The 16,455-nt window shown below is 46.1% G+C and carries 16 protein-coding genes; 8 read left to right on the top strand and 8 right to left on the bottom strand.

The genetic code is table 11. The features are described 5' to 3' along the window. Nucleotides 1-51 precede the first annotated feature (51 nt). Both QH73_RS22665 and QH73_RS22660 read right to left on the bottom strand, forming a co-directional pair. Nucleotides 52-792 (bottom strand): anti-sigma factor, encoded by a 741-nt coding sequence (locus tag QH73_RS22665; protein WP_039714349.1) that lies wholly within the window; start codon nt 790-792, stop codon nt 52-54. A 3-nt stretch (nt 793-795) separates the two neighbouring features. Continuing rightward, nucleotides 796-1,386, bottom strand: coding sequence for a sigma-70 family RNA polymerase sigma factor (locus QH73_RS22660; protein WP_039714350.1), 591 nt, complete (start codon nt 1,384-1,386; stop codon nt 796-798). Nucleotides 1,387-1,630: 244 nt separating this feature from the next. On the opposite strand from QH73_RS22660, the gene QH73_RS22655 reads away from it, so the two are divergent. The 3 genes from QH73_RS22655 to QH73_RS22645 are packed head-to-tail and all read left to right on the top strand — an operon-like array spanning nt 1,631 to nt 3,252. Next, the gene (locus tag QH73_RS22655) at nt 1,631-2,182 is read left to right on the top strand and encodes a TlpA family protein disulfide reductase (RefSeq protein ID WP_039714351.1); all 552 of its coding nucleotides are present in this window, start codon (nt 1,631-1,633) and stop codon (nt 2,180-2,182) included. A 12-nt stretch (nt 2,183-2,194) separates the two neighbouring features. Further along, the gene (locus QH73_RS22650; protein ID WP_039714352.1) at nt 2,195-3,040 is read left to right on the top strand and encodes a cytochrome c biogenesis protein CcdA; all 846 of its coding nucleotides are present in this window, start codon (nt 2,195-2,197) and stop codon (nt 3,038-3,040) included. Nucleotides 3,041-3,060: 20 nt separating this feature from the next. Continuing rightward, complete coding sequence (locus QH73_RS22645) at nt 3,061-3,252, top strand: thioredoxin domain-containing protein (protein ID WP_052289884.1); 192 nt, start codon at nt 3,061-3,063, stop codon at nt 3,250-3,252. A gap of 65 nt (nt 3,253-3,317) precedes the next feature. Here the strand turns inward: QH73_RS22645 and ltrA are convergent, their stop codons facing one another. After that, entirely contained in the window at nt 3,318-5,048 is a 1,731-nt protein-coding gene (gene ltrA / locus QH73_RS22640; RefSeq protein WP_039710068.1) for a group II intron reverse transcriptase/maturase, read from the bottom strand. 470 nt (nt 5,049-5,518) lie between these two features. Between ltrA and QH73_RS22635 the strand changes: the two genes are divergently transcribed. Continuing rightward, nucleotides 5,519-5,833, top strand: a complete 315-nt coding sequence (locus QH73_RS22635) for a thioredoxin family protein (RefSeq protein WP_132867487.1) — start codon at nt 5,519-5,521, stop codon at nt 5,831-5,833. Here QH73_RS22635 and QH73_RS22630 read toward each other — a convergent pair. Then, nucleotides 5,830-7,302, bottom strand: a complete 1,473-nt coding sequence (locus QH73_RS22630) for a hypothetical protein (RefSeq protein ID WP_039714353.1) — start codon at nt 7,300-7,302, stop codon at nt 5,830-5,832. The genes QH73_RS22635 and QH73_RS22630 overlap by 4 nt on opposite strands. Nucleotides 7,303-7,714: 412 nt before the next feature. Between QH73_RS22630 and QH73_RS22625 the strand changes: the two genes are divergently transcribed. The 3 genes from QH73_RS22625 (at nt 7,715) to QH73_RS22615 (ending at nt 12,809) form a co-directional block, all read left to right on the top strand. Next, the gene (locus tag QH73_RS22625) at nt 7,715-10,216 is read left to right on the top strand and encodes a glycoside hydrolase family 31 protein (protein WP_039714354.1); all 2,502 of its coding nucleotides are present in this window, start codon (nt 7,715-7,717) and stop codon (nt 10,214-10,216) included. A 385-nt stretch (nt 10,217-10,601) separates the two neighbouring features. Next, a complete protein-coding gene (locus QH73_RS22620; RefSeq protein WP_132867486.1) occupies nt 10,602-11,195 on the top strand; it encodes an SH3 domain-containing protein in 594 nt (197 codons plus the stop codon). Between the two features lie 192 nt (nt 11,196-11,387). After that, nucleotides 11,388-12,809: a dihydrolipoyl dehydrogenase family protein gene (locus tag QH73_RS22615; protein WP_236147136.1), complete on the top strand. Its 1,422-nt coding sequence runs from the start codon at nt 11,388-11,390 to the stop codon at nt 12,807-12,809. Between the two features lie 44 nt (nt 12,810-12,853). Here QH73_RS22615 and QH73_RS22610 read toward each other — a convergent pair whose 3' ends face one another. The 3 genes from QH73_RS22610 to QH73_RS22600 all read right to left on the bottom strand — a co-directional run bounded on the left by QH73_RS22610 (nt 12,854) and on the right by QH73_RS22600 (nt 14,866). Next, nucleotides 12,854-13,180, bottom strand: coding sequence for a WGxxGxxG family protein (locus QH73_RS22610; protein WP_132867485.1), 327 nt, complete (start codon nt 13,178-13,180; stop codon nt 12,854-12,856). 415 nt (nt 13,181-13,595) lie between these two features. Continuing rightward, a complete protein-coding gene (locus tag QH73_RS22605) occupies nt 13,596-14,516 on the bottom strand; it encodes a metallophosphoesterase (RefSeq protein ID WP_039714355.1) in 921 nt (306 codons plus the stop codon). Between the two features lie 86 nt (nt 14,517-14,602). Further along, entirely contained in the window at nt 14,603-14,866 is a 264-nt protein-coding gene (locus tag QH73_RS22600; RefSeq protein ID WP_039714356.1) for a rhodanese-like domain-containing protein, read from the bottom strand. A 322-nt stretch (nt 14,867-15,188) separates the two neighbouring features. Between QH73_RS22600 and QH73_RS22595 the strand changes: the two genes are divergently transcribed. Continuing rightward, nucleotides 15,189-15,428 carry a hypothetical protein gene (locus tag QH73_RS22595; protein WP_201278295.1) on the top strand — a complete coding sequence of 80 codons (240 nt, stop codon included), beginning with the start codon at nt 15,189-15,191 and terminating at the stop codon, nt 15,426-15,428. A gap of 99 nt (nt 15,429-15,527) precedes the next feature. On the opposite strand, the gene QH73_RS22590 is transcribed toward QH73_RS22595, so the two are convergent. Further along, a complete protein-coding gene (locus QH73_RS22590) occupies nt 15,528-16,403 on the bottom strand; it encodes a YihY/virulence factor BrkB family protein (RefSeq protein ID WP_039714357.1) in 876 nt (291 codons plus the stop codon). Nucleotides 16,404-16,455 lie beyond the last annotated feature (52 nt).

Genomic DNA, 16,455 nt, shown 5'->3' with positions numbered 1-16,455 from the left:
TAAATCAAATGTTGAGCAAAAAAATTAATTACCGTCTTTCGGCAGACAGCATTAAATCTGCGAACTCTGCATTACCACAGGTCCCGTGGGACGAGCAGAATTCCGATCGGTCTCCAGCGTTACGACGAGACCAGAAAACTGTGGATGATAGAAGTCTCTATACATTTCGGGGGTGAATGGTAATCTAGAGGTGGAGTCTCCCCAAGCATAAGGCTTAACTTCACCGCAGGGTAGCTTTTTATTATCGACTATTGCCCATAGTAAATAGACTTGCCCTGGAGGTGGAGCAGGCAGATTCTGGACAAGCATTACCACTTTTTGTTGTTCGGGATTCATTATAATGCTACCGGAAGCAGTATCTAATGAGTTAACTCCCTGGAAGGTAAACAGTCGAGTTTCGGCATTCTGGAGTAGGGTACTGACAGCATGAGCCTGACCGAGTTCCTGGCGCAAGCGGTAATTATCAAACCCCAAAGCCACCACAAACAAAGCTGCAAGGCTGCCAGCGATTCTTCTCCACGATCGCCCAGACCTTTCGATCGCAGCCATTCGACTCCCCGCAGCTTCAGCTTGATTTAGAATGTTTGGCAGCAGATGGGGTGGGGCTTCTACCTCGGTGAAGCCATCTAGCAACTGCCTCAAAACTTCCTGTAAGTCATCAATTTCTTGGACGAGTTCGGGATTGTTGACAAGCAACTGCCGGAACTCTTCAGCTTCTTCAGGGGTGAGGTCATCGGCGACAAACCCTGCTGCTAAGGCTTTAATGCGTTCGCGATCTGAAGATTCATTCATAGCTCAGATGCCAAAATCTAAGAGAATTTGTTTGAGTTTCAGCAAACCTTGACGGGTACAAGTCTTGACTGTCCCTAAGGGAATATCTAATCGCCGAGCGATTTCCACCTGCGTGAGTCCTTCATCGTAAGCCATCTCCAGCGCCTGACGTTGTTTGTCTGGAAGTTGGGTTAGGGCAGCGCGAATGCGTTGAGAACGTTCTGCTAAGGTAGCTCGCTCAACCGGAGTGGGAGAGAGTGTTTCTAAAGTCATGGTTTGTCCCCATTGTTCTAAGAGTTTTAGATGCCTGCCGCGAGAACGGAGTTTGTCGATCGCCCGCGATCTCGTCATGCTAATGAGATAGCGCCCGAAATAGCGACAATCAGGATATCTAGATGCATTGCGCCACAGTGCTAGAAAAATCTCTTGAGTCAGATCTTCTGCTTCTTGAGAGTTTTTCAGGATTTTCAACGCCAACCCATAGACAAGCCGACCGTAACGATTGAAAAGAATGCTCAGGGCGGAGGCATCCTTCTTTTTCAGCGCTTCAAACAATGCTTCATCCGTTAAAGACAAAGCCTCCGTCGGATTGGATTTGGGAAGTTGAGGCTCCATGTCTCAACAACAGGTTTGAGTTGATAATTTCCGCATCGGTAAGCATCTTGATTCCACAACTCTCCTCCATCAGAATAAAGAACACTCTATTTTATAAGACGCTTGACGTGACGAATTGGATTAGATGAATGCGATCGCCAAATGCTCAACGCATCTCAAATCCTAAATTTCGACTGATTTAAATCCAAAACTCATCCTGGTTCGTCTTGAAATACAGATGCTAAACAATCCAACGAGAGTCACCATGCACAAGTCTTCCAACTTACTACTCAATCTGTGCTTAAGCAGCCTGGTCTTCAGCGTATCCTTGCTAGCTACCACATCAGCTAGCAATTCTTCTACTCCGATCGAATCGGCGCTTACCCAGGTTGCTCAAGCAAATCCCTGTGCCTCGGCAAATCCCTGTGCCTCGGCTAATCCCTGTGCTGCCAAACGCAACTCTGTTGGAGGACCGCTCTCTAAAGAGCTACAGGGAAAACCTGTTGTGGTTGACATCTTTGCTAGCTGGTGTCCGGCTTGTAAAAATATCAAACCTACTCTGTCACAACTGCGGCAAGAATATGCCGGACGAGTCCATTTTATTGTCTTGGATGTGACAGATAAATCCGCTACCAGTCAATCGGAAAGTAAAGCCAAGCAGTTAGGACTGGGGCAATTCTTCGCTGCTAACAAATCTAAGACAGGCATGGTAGCGATCGTTGACCCAGCTACGGGCAAAATCTTGGCACAGCACAGCAACAATCCTGACGAGTCTGCTTACACTAGCGTACTCGACACGGCGCTGGCTAAAAAGTAGTAGAGAGTTCTTATGTCACGCATCCCAAAACCAGACCGGAAGCTTTTTCTTGCCAAAATTCCCAAACAACAAAAATTTTGGTTGCTATTTGGCGGGTTGGTACTGCTAGGATTAGTCATCGCTCTAGTTGCTACTGAACCAATCTCTAGGGAGATCGAACGCTCGATCTCGCTGATGGAAAACAGCTATCAGCAATGGCTAGACAAACAGGACACCACTAATCCACTGGTGCTTTTCCCCCTGGCTTTTATCGGCGGACTGATTGCCAGCATTTCGCCTTGTATCTTGGCACTGTTGCCAATTAACTTGAGCTACATCGGTACGCGAAATATCAAATCTCGTCAAGATGCATTGAGCAAGGCAAGCCTGTTCGTACTCGGTGTTGTGACTATTCTCAGCCTGTTTGGATTGGCTTCATCCTTTGCTGGTGCAGTTATGGTCGAATACCGAGGTTATATTAACCTCGGCGTTGGAGCAATTATTTTAGTGATGGGCTTGAGCCTGCTGGGAATCATTAAGCTACCCTTGCCAGAAGTTAAAGCCGATGCCTCCGGCTTTGGTCCCTATGGGGTCGGCGTGACATTTGCGTTAGTGAGTTCGCCTTGCGCCAGTCCAGTTCTGTTTGCAGTGCTGGCAGCGGCAGCGGCTACAGGCTCTCAGGTCTTGGGGACGCTAACGATGGTTAGTTACGCTTTGGGCTACACCATCATCATTTTTCTATCCAGCCTGATGGCGGGACTGGTAAAGCAAACCCGTCTTCTACTGGACTACTCGGAGTGGATTATTCGTATCGGTAGTGCTGCGTTGATTCTGGCAGGTGGATACTACCTGGTCGTCGGCAGTCTTTGGTTTTTCTGAGCGTTCTTAGGAGAGCAAACATGCAAGAATTTTATTCCTTCAATGAAACCTTTTATGCTGGTAGATCGGCTTGGGAAATGTTGATACAAAAGTCAGACAAGCCTATATTAGTCAAGTTTATTGCGCCACATTGCAGTTCCTGCGTCACTTTGAAGCCCGTGCTAGAACAGTTGGTAAAGGAACGCGCCGATCGCCTGCACCTAGTCGGGTAAGAGAGAGCAAGTCACCCTGTCTCCCTCCCCTCAGAACGGCTCGTGATACTTTCATATCAAGCCGCTCAAGCCTCTTGCTTCACAAAAACTCCACCTGCATGGATATGTTTATGGCACGCAACGTGCAAATGCACGAGGTTGTCGATTGAGTCGGTGCCACCTTCTTTCATGCTTTTGAGATGGTGAATGTGTAGTTTCTCACCGTTAAGCAGATGCTCTCCACAGATTGGGCATTTCCATTTCTGGTTTTCTGCCACTTTTCTGAGTTTTGAGCCGTTTTCCCACCGGACTTTGCCCAGTTTAGTGAGGCGTTTTAGCCAGTATGATTTTAAGCTAGGGTCATCTAGAGAGGCGGTTCCTTCGACTTTTACATGCCGTTCGATGGGGATCGTTGCGGCTTGTAGCAAGTAAATGAAGGTTGGTTCTCCTTGTCTATCACGCGCTTTAGCGAAAAATCTCCATTTTCGGTTTTGATGAGTGCGGAAGTATTTCTTCTGTACCCAGTGTCGACCTTTATTTGGATGTCTTCGTTTTGCCCAGCGCCATAGTGCCTTCCATACTTCTTTGTCGAAGTAAGACATGACCCGTTTGCTGCTGCCGATGCGGTAATAGTTTCCGAATCCCCGGATAATTGGATTGAGGTAGTTAATTAGCATTTCAGGACTGATTTGTTGGTGATTTTTCAGCCAAGTTCTGATTTCCCTTAACTTATGGAGAACTTTCTCTTTTTCAGGCATTTCCAAAGTTTTTCCCTTGAATTGTCTGATAGTGAATCCCAGAAAGTTTACGCCATCATTGATATTTTTGATGTTTGTCTTTTCTAGGTTTAGTTCCAACCCTCTTTCCCATAACCATCGTTGAATCGCGGGAACAATCGTCTCAATATCGTTCTTGTTCGTCGCAGTAATTAGAAAATCATCGGCATAACGAATATAACCGTATGCGTTGGATTTTTTATTCCTGTTTCTCACTTTCCCCCGACTTTTATCAAAGAATGGGGCTGGTTTGACTTTTTGATATCGAGACAAGAGTTCTTCTAATCCAGTCAGGGCAATATTCGCTAAAAGCGGGGAGCAAATCCCACCTTGAGCTGTGCCTTTCAACGTTGGATAGAAGATTTCGGATTCTACATAGCCTGCTTTCAGCCATTGTTTGACCAACTCTCTGCCTGGTATTGTCCCAAGAGCTTTGAGAATGGATTCATGACTGATATTGTCAAACGCACTCTTGATGTCCGCATCCAGAATCCAGCTGTCATGTCCTTTTCTTAGCCGATTGTGACATTGGACAAGGGCATCATGACAGCTTCTGCCGGGGCGAAAGCCGTAGCTGTTTGCTTCAAAACGAGCTTCCCAGCTAGGTTCAAGCGCATTTTTGACCATTGCTTGTGCGACGCGATCTTGCAGAACAGGAATTCCGAGTGGTCTTTGTTTTCCATTAGCTTTTGGAATATATATCCGTTTGGTTGGGCGGACTTTCCACAGCGTGTATTCCTGCATCTGGTGAACTAATTTCACTCGGTCACTAGGGGTTAATGCCTTTTGACCATCTATCCCAGCTGTTTTCTTGCCGTGATTTTCTAGAGTGACTCTTCGCACGGATTGTAGCAGGTTAGAGTAACTGCGTAGCATCAGTTTTGTCAGGCTTCTCACCTGGTTCCACCGATGATTCTGTGTTGCACGATAAATCCGCTGTCTCAGGTTTTTCACTCGCTTTTTGATTGGCTTCCATTGAATGGCTGTCCAATCTGTCAGCGGTTCCTTAGCTCCGATTTCAAGTTTGAATCTATCTTTCACTAGGGTTCAATTCCTTTTCTTTGGCTTATCGTTCGAGACCAACGGGAAGTCTGCCACCTTTCGGTGTGAGGCAAAGTTTGAACCTCTATCTTTTGCATTATCAAGAGCATTTGCTTTTTCCCGTTTCCTTTACCCGCTAGGTGGTTCTGTCTCCCTTGCGGTTGACTTACTCAAAGATTCGACCATCCTTCGAGAACCCATCGGGCTTACCCTTTTCATTGCGCTCTACATTCGCTTTGGACTTAGGTGCCAACTATATTCCGGTGAGACTTGAGACCTGCTTGTTCGCTACTTCGACAACCAGCGAACCTCTTCTGGGACTCTTTCGAGTGTTTCAGTTTGCTCACGTACCTTTTGGTTCAGGTGTAACAACCTCCTTTCACCTGTTAATCAATAACGGAACTTACGTTGATTCACAAATATTCACCTTATCCAGCTTTCCCTTGCCTTACCACCCTTAGAGGTTAAAGATGATTCAGGCTTTTGTGCCTTGCGCTCCATCAGTTTCATTACTTACTGCTGATGTAGGCGGGGTCAGCGACCCTTTTACAGGGGAATATGGGGCAGGAACCCAGAGGGAAGACGGCTTCCCAGTAAAGACGCAACGCTTAAGGTCGCGCGTCGAAATTGACATGGTTGAGGAACCCGAATTAGCGATCGACATGGGGGTCAGAAATGCTCCAACCGTGGTGCTATTTAAACAGCAGCAAGAATTGACTCGAATTGCTGGACTGAAGCCGAAAAAGCAATATCAGGAAATGGTGCAGCAGGCACTCTCAACTTAAACCCGACAATGCTGGTCAATCCATTGCACCGGATAACGAGATCGCTCCGCGCTCGCTTCGCTAACGCCTGCTTGCGTTAAAAAGTTATCGAGTTGCTGTAGCGTCAGCGGTTCTGGCATTGGGTAACGTCCCTCAAGTTTCTTCAAATCGGTGTAGTGGCGGGTATACGATGCTAAATCCCCAGGATAGGTCTGCTCGTTCACGCCAATAAACTGACCGCGATCGCGGGCGCGGTTGAGAATAGAAAGCCATTCCTCAATTGAAGCCTGACCGAGTGCTTTCAAACCGTTCGAGAACAAAGTCATGTAAATCTCATCGTATGACTTAGCAGAGTCCAAATAGTTATTGAGCCGCTCCGCTGACATGCGATCGTTGAAGACCGTCCAAAATGGTACTAATCCGAGGCGTAACGCCCACCACGGCTGGAGGTAAACAAACGATTCCACCAAGAGGCGATCGCTTGGTAAACCGCGTTCCTGATACCACCAACGATACAAATCAGCCACCAGTGGACTCAGATCTTGAGGAAAATCGAAAACAATCCGACGAACGCGAAAGCCATGCTGACGGGCAAATTGCTCTACATCATCGCGTAAAGCTCCTTCAAACCCCCACTCTGATTCTGGCAACCTACCATCTGGGGCGGGCGGTTCCCAATATCGGTGTTGAGATCCGTTCTGTTGCAGGAAGTCAGCGATCTGTTGGCTGTGCTGAAAATAATCATCTGGAGCTAATTTGCCTTTACCGCCAAACTGGAAGAAATGGCGATCGCTCACTTGTGTGGACAACCAACTATATTGACACTCTAGTAAGAATAGCGTCGCCCCTGGCTCCAAATTCTGCTGAAGAAACTGCTGGAATTGCGTGCCGAGACGAGTGCGCTTCAGCCGAAAGTAAGTGACGCGAGGAACCTTTAAGCGATCTTGGTTCGGGTCGTGCATTTGGTACACGCACAAATCGGGATTCCTGGCGAGCAGTTGTTGGGCTGGTGCTTTAGCCCACTCTAATTCCTGTTTTGGTTCGTCAGGATCGACAGGGTGTCGCAAAGAGACGAGGAGTGTTTGCGGCAACCAGGGAATACCAAGTGCCGCACATAGATGCACGGCAGCACCGTTTGAAGAACCAATAACGGCAGCAGGATAACGCCGTTGAGGATATTGGTTCACTACCCATTGGGACATAGTTTCTGCCCGCACGTCGTTTAGCACGTTAGGCGAGGATGCACTGACCCAGCCTGACACAGTAGACAAATCTTTCCCAAGTTCTTTAGGGAGATAGCTAACGGCATCTGTAATTGAAGCAGCAAGAGATGGTGCAAAGCCCCCCGATCGCAATTCCTTGCCATGCAGGAATTTAGCAGTTGCCCGCAATGCCGTCGTTGCCGAATCAAGATCCGTAATATATTTGGGCTTGACTCCCATTGATGCCAGTTGATTAGTTATTGTTAAATAGGGAGAGGGAAATTGCATACGCCTTCCTTGTAACTTACTGGCTGTTTTGTTATGACCTAATACATTCGTTGCGCTAAGAACACTTGACTTCTCAATCGCGCAAAATTTATCTAGAAGTTGTTTGTTATTCGTAGTATCTAAGTAAATGTTCTCATTAACTATGTATAGAAGAGTAGGCTTAAAATTGAATCGCTCCTGAGATAGATGGATAATTAATTCTTTGAGGAGAAGAACGACAGTGACTCAGTAATTAATCTGAAAAGAATGACTCAGTAAACCGCAAGCGATAGTTAAAATTCTGAGTTATATGAAGTATTTTATAGAGAACTAAGAAAAAGAAGCCCTTTGTTTCTCTTGAAATTCGTACTTGGGGCGATCGCGAGTTAATAATTACACATTATTTTGAAGAGTTAGGACAGTTTGAAAAGTTATGGCGTTTCTCAAACAGCTATCGCTGCAAATAAATTACGTTTTCAAGTCGCTGTTTTTTCTCCAGTATATACCGCACGCATTTTTCTATTCTTTAAAACGCGATCGCCTCCATCGTCAATATCTGACTGACTCCTCTGTAAATCCAGTTACCCAACCTGGAAAATTACTTCAAGCTAAAACAATAGATCGAGGTGCGTATTTCTATTTCGAGCAAGCTGAACTAGAAATTTCTTTTTTAACTCCCGATTTGGTACGAGTGAACTGGTCTACCGATCTGCTACCGATCCCCTATGCTGTTGTCGATCGCAACTGGGAGACGGTTGAAACAACCCTATCAGAAATGGGTAACGATTGGGCGATCGCCAGCGATGCGTTGAGCGTTACTGTTGGTGTAGATGGCAGCCTTAAGTTTTGCGATCGCGCAGGGCAAATCCTTAGAACAGAATTACCACCCCAGCGACAAGGGGAAAAATGGATACATCAATCGCAGTTGCGCTCGGAAGAACGCATTTATGGTTTGGGAGAACGCGCCTCCTCTCTAAATCTACGCGCCGCCAAGGACGAGCTACAAAAGCCTAAAATCTACCAGATGTGGAATAGAGATCCTGGTGGTAGGTATAATCCAGGCACAGATCCAATTTATATCTGCATTCCGGTTTACTTAGGGTTGCACGATGAGGGCAGCTACCTAATTTTCTATGAAAATTCTTTTCGGGCTGAATTGACATTTGCAGATATGGCGATCGCCAACTTTGCTGGTGGATCGCTGCGTTACTACATAACAATTGGCGAGCCATCACAACTGAGCGATCGCTATACCCAGTTAACAGGTCGTGCGCCGCTACCCCCGCGCTGGGCATTAGGCTATCATCAATCGCGCTGGGGATATCGCACGGAAGCAAACGTGCGCCAAGAAGTCAAGGCATTTCAAACTTATAATTTACCCTTGAGTGCCGTTCATCTCGATATTGATTGTCAAGTCGAACATCGCGCCTTTACGATTGACCCCAAACGCTTTCCCAAGATCGACAGTTTCACCCAAGAACTAGCAGAAACAGGCGTGCGGTTAATTGCAATTAATAACCCTGGAATTAAATTCAGCCGTAGGAGTAATTTATTTCTAGAAGGACAAGTCCTGAATGGCTTTTGCACGTACCCCACTGGAGAGTTAGCGATCGCCTCTGTGTGGGCGGGTCCGATGGCATTCCCCGACTTTACTAACCCCAAAGTTCGAGCTTGGTGGAGCCGTCAATACGCTTATCTTCTAGATGTAGGAATAGCGGGATTTTGGCACGATATGAACGAACCTGCGGCATTCGTTTCCTGGGGCGATCCCTCGCTGCCTCAAGTCGCGCAACATTGCTTGGAAGGCAGAGGCGGCGATCATCGCGAAGCACATAATGTCTACGGGTTACTAGAAGCCCAAGCCGCTTACGAGAGCATTCGTCAATATCGACCGCAGCAACGCCCCTTCATCGTGTCGCGATCGGGCTGGGCGGGATTGCAACGCTACGCTTGGACGTGGACGGGGGATACGATCTCGACGTGGGAAGCATTGCGCCAGACAGTAGCAACGGTGGTTGGTTTAGGAATATCAGGTATTTCTTATAGCGGTCCCGATATTGGTGGTTTTCAAGGCAATCCTTCAGCCGAACTGTATCTGCGTTGGTTCCAGATGGCAACGTTTTTGATGTTTTGCCGAACCCACAGTTCCACTAGCGTTGCTCCTCGTACACCTTGGACTTATGGCGAACCTTACTTGAGTATCGTTCGCAGCTTTCTGCAATTACGCTACCGATTGATGCCCTACTTCTATACCTTGGCGTGGGAGACAACTCAAAAAGGATATCCACCCGTGCGTCCTTTATTCTGGGGCAATCCGAGCGATCGCTCCCTTTGGGACGTGGAAGATGCGTTTTATTTGGGTGACGCGCTGCTTGTCTGTCCGATTGTAGAAGAGGGAAAGCGATCGCGTACACTCTACCTACCCAAAGGAGATTGGTACAACTTCTGGAATGATTCGACAATCAAGGGAGGAAAGACAATCGAACTAGATTCCCCCCTCGAACAAATTCCCCTGTTGGTAAAAGCAGGAAGTATTTTACCAATGGAAGACTCAAAGCAATTGATTCTCCACCTTTACCCACCCATGAAGAAAGCTGAAGAGAGGGAAATAGATTCTTCTCTTTGTGCCTTTGCGCCGAACACTGCGCTTCGCCTACGGCTGATGCGTGACCAAAATTCCTACACCCTATACACTGATGCCGGAGATGGTTATGGAGAATCTCGGTGCGATCGCTTCTACTTTATCCAGCATGAAGATAGTTTAGAACTTGTGTGGGAACAACAAGGAAACTATGGCTTCCCTTATCAAAGCGTACAATTGCACGTACATGGCGTGTCATTGCAGCAAGCTTGGGTAGACGATCGCGAAACAGCCTTACAAGGACAACAACTGCAATGCCATCTCTTTAAAACAGTTCGATTTCGCTGCGATTGATGAACTTATTATCGTCGCGAAGTTGCGATCGCGGGTTCGTATTCCAATGTTTTGCTGCGTTTACGAGCAATGTAACTCAAGATCGCTCCCTAAATTACCTTTGAAGTGATGTCTGCAACTGTGTAAATAATCTGTCGCGTCACTACACCCCAAGCAGAAAACCAAATTGCAGGTATGACGTAGGGCAGATCTATTTAAATCTAAAAAGGTGGAAAACTAGGGGAGAAGACAAAGTGATTTTTTCCACGAGATCTGCACCTTTTTCGGTCAAAATATATTCGCAGACACGTAAACCGAGCAAACATCTATCTAAAGGCGTAGCTTGGATAGCTTTACAGATCGTGCAAATCAAAAATCTTTAATTGTCAATTGCAGGACGCTCTTTATGAATTGGAAACATCGCTCAAAAGAATATTCAGCATTAACAATACCTTTCTTAACAGCAGCAATTCTTGCCACTCCCATGCTTTCCGTCAGTGCAATTGAATTGCGGGATAATACGTCTTCTAACTCAAAAGATCTACTAGCTGCTGAAATCGGAAATCAAATAGCACAACGCTCGTATAGTTGCAACCAAGTCATTGCTAAAAGAGGTTTGTACGTCCGAGAACAGCCCACAGTTTATAGTAATGCAGTTGGGATTATTGCCTACGGGCGTAACGTAGAAGTTGCAGGCGGGATTACGAATAACTGGGTTCCTATTTCTGCACCTTTGAAGGGATATGTCTATGCAGATTGGATCGGTCGCTGTCAAGCTAAAGCCCCACCACCCAGCAGTTGCCGTCGAGTCGTTGCCAATCGAGGAATTCCGGCAAGACAAGAACCCTCAAATGATAGCAAGGTAGTCGGTTATATTTCTAGCGGTCGCAGAGTCATACTTACAGGTAGAGGAGCAAATGGTTGGGTGCCAATTTCTATTCCTTTTAGGGGATATGTACCATCAGCTCAACTGGTTTACTGTCGGAATTTTCCTGGCTAGCTTGTTGGCGATCGCAGTAGTTACTAACTTATTGGGGGCGAATCAAGTCGAATGGAAAAGCATGTGGGAGCGATCGCCACAAACATCTGAAAGAAAATATTAAATCTAACTCCGAGGATGAATGTTAAAAAATAGCGAATTATTCTTGGCACACTCGCCTTTTCTTTAAACTGTTAGCAGTTGCATTCAACAATGCAAACTTGTCTGACGCAAGGACACAAAGCAGAGCGCCCAGATATGAAAACAGCAGACCTCATCGTTATCGGTAGCGGTCAAGGTGGCATTCCCTTAGCTGCTGATTGGGCAAAGGCAGGAAGCAAGGTGGTTCTGTTCGAGCGCGATGCTTTGGGAGGAAGTTGCATTAACTACGGCTGTACGCCCTCAAAAGCGTTTCTTGCTGCTGCCCATGCCGCAGGTCGCGCCCGTCAAGCTGCTAGTTTGGGCATCCAGGCTCAGGTACAAATAGATTTTCCTACCGTGATGGAACGGGTAAGGTCGATCCGCGATCGCTTCAATCAAGGGACGCACAAGCGTTTAGATACCGCAGGGGTTGAAATCGTCTGCGCTGAAGCTGCCTTTACTGGAGAACGCACGGTGACAGGTGGCGATGTGACGGCTGAGGCTCCAGTCATCGTCATTAATACGGGGACTTCGGCACTAGTACCCGACATTCCAGGTTTAGCCAACACCCCCTATCTCACAAATCGCAATTTTTTTGACTTGCAGGCGCTACCGCCCCGTTTGTTAGTCGTGGGAGGTGGATATATTGGGATGGAATTAGGGCAGGGATTGGCGCGTTTGGGCAGTCAAACTGATATTATCGTGCGGGGCGATCGCTTGCTCGATCGCGAAGAGTCGGAAGTCAGCGACACGTTAGCAGAAGCATTTAAGCGCGATGGAATTGGATTGCACTTTCACACTAGCGTGCAACAAGTTCAACATATAGATGGAGTATTTACTCTAAATTTGAGCAATGGCGAAACCTTAGAGGCAGAAGCTTTGTTAGTTGCCACCGGACGCAAACCGAATACGGATGCATTGAATGTAGCGGCGGCGGAAATTGAGTTGGATCCACAGGGGTATGTCAAGATCGACGATCGCTTTCATACAACTAACCCCCACGTCTATGCGATTGGTGATGTTGCTAAACAGCCCGCTTTCACCCATGTTTCCTGGGAAGACTATCGCCGCCTCAAAGCGATTTTGTGTGGCGAGGAGCGCACCAAGAGCGATCGCGTTTTGGGCTATGCCGTTTACACCGAACCCCAAGTAGGGCGCGTTGGCATGACGCTAGCAGAAGCAGAAAAACAAGGCATCAATGCCCGTGCGGTGACTCTACCAATGGCACATATTGCGCGGGGGATCGAGTGGGGACACGACCTGGGATTTTATCGCCTGGTTATCGATCGCGATACTGACAAAATTTTAGGTGCAACCTTGGTAGGTTATGAAACTGCCGAGTTAGTCCATGTATTCTTATCGCTGATGGAAGCGGGTGCAACGTGGCAATTATTAGAGCAATCCGTTCACATTCATCCAACCTACGGTGAGGCGCTGCCGAGTTTGGCGCGGCTGTTGATTGGCGAGGATATGCCTACTTGCCCGAATATGTGAGGATAAGGTCTGGATTTTTGAAGCTCTCAGCATCAAGGATGCTATCAACGATAACCAGTGCGATCGCTTGAATCGGGATCTCGATATGCAGTAGGTTCGCGATCTTCAATCATCCGATTTCCTAAGCGAGCGTCTCGTTCTATAACAGGTTCTTGGCGTTTGTTCTTACCTGCTAAACCAGCCAAACCAAATAAACCAATCAATCCCAGCCAGCCCCAATCAAAACCATCATCTTCGTCTTCGTAAATGTCTTCACGCTCGACATCAGGTGCAATAATTTGGGCGTTAGCAGGCATATTTAGGGGTAGGATTGTGGCACTTACTGCGATCGCACTTATGCCTAGAATTTTAGAAAAGCTGGAAAGCCGCATCGTTAATCTTCTCCTTGTTATGTATCTACTTCTTTATCAATTTAATGCTTATCAATTTAAAACAAATCGCTCTTTAGCGATAAAACTAACTTTGTAATCTCGTTCTAAAGAGATAGAATATTATTAGTATTTCTTTTGCAATTTATTTTAATGCTAGCCAAAAAAACATTTCTGAAAACTATTTTTTGAATGATAATATTTTTTTATTTAAGTTCGTTTAGTTTAATTTACTTAAACTTTGCAACCATAGCAAATCATAAACATCAAATTCTCTCGATTTAGACGATATTTTAATATTTATAGTCTACTTAACTCGCTTTCGTTGAATGTAATTTCCTATTAGATCGATTGCCGTTACAGAGTTGTTCTTTTTAGAGTGAATGCCTTTTAAAATCAACGATCGCGACAACAGCATTTAGGCAGATTCGCGGGCTGGCTGAAGTGCAAACAAAGTAATTTCAGGCGGGCAATTGATTCTGATTGGTATGATGCTAAAACCAATCCCTCGGTTCACGTAAAGATGGTTTCCTGGCTTTCCAAATCCATCGCTCCAGCCGTCAGCATGAACCCGATCTTTTTTAGTAAAAGTCAACCAAGACCATTCTGGAGTGAATGGCAAGCGAATTTGTCCTCCGTGAGTGTGTCCTGCTACAGCCACAGGTGCAGTATTGGCGGGAAACAGGGCAAAAGATTCGGGATTATGCATCATGACAAACCTGGGTGCTGAGTCTGGTACTTCAGCCAGTGCTGCTGCTGGTTTGTCCTCATTAGCCCAGTGCGATCCTACACCTACTAAATAGATGCGATCGCTTTTAGCTGATGTTTGGCTTCTATCTTGTGACGGTACGATCGCAACAGCTTCATTTTTCAACACTTGTACGCCTGCCGCTTCTAAAGACTCAGCTAAATTAGCGGCTAAAGTTACGTTTGGAGGAGCATCCTTTGCTTTCATGCCATAATCGTGATTGCCCAACACGGCATAGGTTGCGATACCGGAGGCAGGTAGCGGACGGACAAGCTCGATTGCTTGGTTAATTTCTTCGCTGGGGTTCTGACCTGGAGAGTAAATAAAGTCACCAATAATCAACGCGATCGCGGGACGCTCTTTAACTATTTGCCGTACAATTTGACGAATAGTAGGGGTGTTGTCCAGCCACATTCCTATCTGCCAATCACCGATAACTGCAACTTTTTGCCCTGACCAAGCAGCAGGTAGATTGGGAATTGCAGCAACTTGTGGTTCTACGTCAATTAGGTATGGTTCGAGCAAACCCCAAATCAGAATTGCACTAATTAAGCCTAATAAACTTAATAGAACGTACTTAATTTTTTTCATAGGTCGCTGGTGAATTCTATAGATGCAAACTAATTCATGCCGATCGCTGCATCCTTACGCCGCTCGATAGGTAGCGAAGCTGTCTGTCAAGCATTCCACGAACCAGGGACGTTGATGACCTGCTCAAAACCATGCTTTTGTAGAAGACTGGCAGCGATTGAAGCTCGATAACCACTGCCGCAATAGGTGGCAATAGTTTGAATCTTATCTAACTCGTCAAGATGCTCTTCTAAATGCGGTACGTAAATGTGGTTAGCACCAGGCACGTTACCGTTGCTGTACTCTTCATCCGAGCGGACATCCAACACCGTGACATTGGGATCGTCTTTGTGCTGGTTCAACTCATGCACAGTCCATTCACGCAGGTGTTTCAGGGGTAAAGAGTCATGCTATTTCTCCAAGCTCCTCGACATCAACTTTACAGCCAAATTGAATTGGCTATAGTTTGAAGATAGACAGAGATAGTGGAAAACTCGTGGAGAAAGTACGAACTCTAACTTAAGACCGATCTTGCCTCGTTCGCTAAATCGATTGCAAAGTGTAGAGATGGATTACCTTACCATCCAAGCATAAGGTAAATGTTGAACTGCAATCTCAGGCTAGTGCAGAAGTGTTACGAGCAAAAGAATACCAATTTTTTCAAAAAAACATCCTTCTGAGGACTATCGTAACTTGCACCTAAACGTCCCTCACTCAGAAATTACCATTGGCATTCCCGCTTATTCTGACTCTGAGGATAATAAAATACAGCATCTCCTCCTGATGCCCTTTGGGCAGCAACGCGACTACTGGCGCAGTGCAGACAACACAACTGTAGAGCGGAATCCAGCCTTATTGGGAGACGATGTGACTCAGATGGTGGATAGCGAGGATAGATCGGTGTATCAGGGCGATCGCGCCTGTAAGTTATAGCTAAAATCCCAGAGGCAGAATAGCAACAATAAACTGGCACTCAAGAGTAATAAGGAGATAGTCCAATGACTCTTGAAAGAAAAATCGATGTTCGGAGCTTTATTCATTAGCAGTAATTTGGGAGCGGTGTTGCTCAGTATAAACTTGAGTGAATTCTGCTCCCAATAGAAGTATTTGAGCTGAAAAAAAGACCCAAATTAATACGATAACTAAAGAACTTGCTGCTCCATAACTAGAGCCAATGCTGCTATTACCCAGATACAGCCCAATTAAAAATTTACCAAAATTGAATAACAAGGCAGTAACAGATGCTCCAATCCAAAGATTGCTCCAGGCAATTTTGAGATCGGGGAGAACTTTATAAATTAGAGCAAATAGCACTGTTGTTCCACCCAAAGAAAAAATAAAATTCAAAATTTGTCCCAGCCGAATCCAGGCTGGGAATAGATGACCAAAAAAGTTAGCAATCGCAGCCAGTACAGCACTGACAATCAGAGATACTATCAGCAAAAAGCCGATGACTAGTACCATTGCAAACGATAGCAGACGTTTTTGCACGAAGTTTTTAATATTTATTCCTGGCTGTGGTTGAACATTCCAAATCGTATTCAATGCCTCTTGCAGTTGTCCGAAAATACCAGATGCGCCTAGCAGCAGCGTGGCAATCCCAAACAGAGTTGCTAAAGTCCCCCCCGAACCTGGCTGCTGAGCATTTTGAATCATCACTTGAACGGCTTGCGCTCCCTGCTTGCCGATCAGTTCTTGAACTTGCCCTACAATTTGATTTTGGGCAGTTTCTCGACCAAATACTGCACCAGCAATGGCGATCGCAATTATCAGCAAAGGTGCTATGGAAAAAATCGTATAAAAAGCAATCGCGGCTGCCCACAGAGATACTTTATCCTTCTGCCACTTCGTTGTAGTATCCTTAAGCAGCAACCAAATAGTCTTTGCAGAAAAGCCGCGCTTCATCATTAAACCCCTACTCGATCTTGATGTTGAGTTCCCGACTTTTGACTTTTGACTT

This window comes from Scytonema millei VB511283 (assembly GCF_000817735.3).
Taxonomy (GTDB): domain Bacteria; phylum Cyanobacteriota; class Cyanobacteriia; order Cyanobacteriales; family Chroococcidiopsidaceae; genus Chroococcidiopsis; species Chroococcidiopsis millei_B.
This window is presented reverse-complemented; position numbering and strand designations above follow the sequence as displayed.

Excerpts from the sequence above, each read along its gene's own strand:
- QH73_RS22665 (WP_039714349.1), bottom strand. The coding sequence starts at position 792 with ATGAATGAATCTTCAGATCGCGAACGCATTAAAGCCTTAGCAGCAGGG.
- QH73_RS22660 (WP_039714350.1), bottom strand. The coding sequence starts at position 1,386 with ATGGAGCCTCAACTTCCCAAATCCAATCCGACGGAGGCTTTGTCTTTA.
- QH73_RS22655 (WP_039714351.1), top strand. The coding sequence starts at position 1,631 with ATGCACAAGTCTTCCAACTTACTACTCAATCTGTGCTTAAGCAGCCTG.
- QH73_RS22650 (WP_039714352.1), top strand. The coding sequence starts at position 2,195 with ATGTCACGCATCCCAAAACCAGACCGGAAGCTTTTTCTTGCCAAAATT.
- QH73_RS22645 (WP_052289884.1), top strand. The coding sequence starts at position 3,061 with ATGCAAGAATTTTATTCCTTCAATGAAACCTTTTATGCTGGTAGATCG.
- QH73_RS22635 (WP_132867487.1), top strand. The coding sequence starts at position 5,519 with ATGATTCAGGCTTTTGTGCCTTGCGCTCCATCAGTTTCATTACTTACT.
- QH73_RS22630 (WP_039714353.1), bottom strand. The coding sequence starts at position 7,302 with ATGCAATTTCCCTCTCCCTATTTAACAATAACTAATCAACTGGCATCA.
- QH73_RS22625 (WP_039714354.1), top strand. The coding sequence starts at position 7,715 with ATGGCGTTTCTCAAACAGCTATCGCTGCAAATAAATTACGTTTTCAAG.
- QH73_RS22620 (WP_132867486.1), top strand. The coding sequence starts at position 10,602 with ATGAATTGGAAACATCGCTCAAAAGAATATTCAGCATTAACAATACCT.
- QH73_RS22615 (WP_236147136.1), top strand. The coding sequence starts at position 11,388 with ATGCAAACTTGTCTGACGCAAGGACACAAAGCAGAGCGCCCAGATATG.
- QH73_RS22610 (WP_132867485.1), bottom strand. The coding sequence starts at position 13,180 with ATGCGGCTTTCCAGCTTTTCTAAAATTCTAGGCATAAGTGCGATCGCA.
- QH73_RS22605 (WP_039714355.1), bottom strand. The coding sequence starts at position 14,516 with ATGAAAAAAATTAAGTACGTTCTATTAAGTTTATTAGGCTTAATTAGT.
- QH73_RS22590 (WP_039714357.1), bottom strand. The coding sequence starts at position 16,403 with ATGATGAAGCGCGGCTTTTCTGCAAAGACTATTTGGTTGCTGCTTAAG.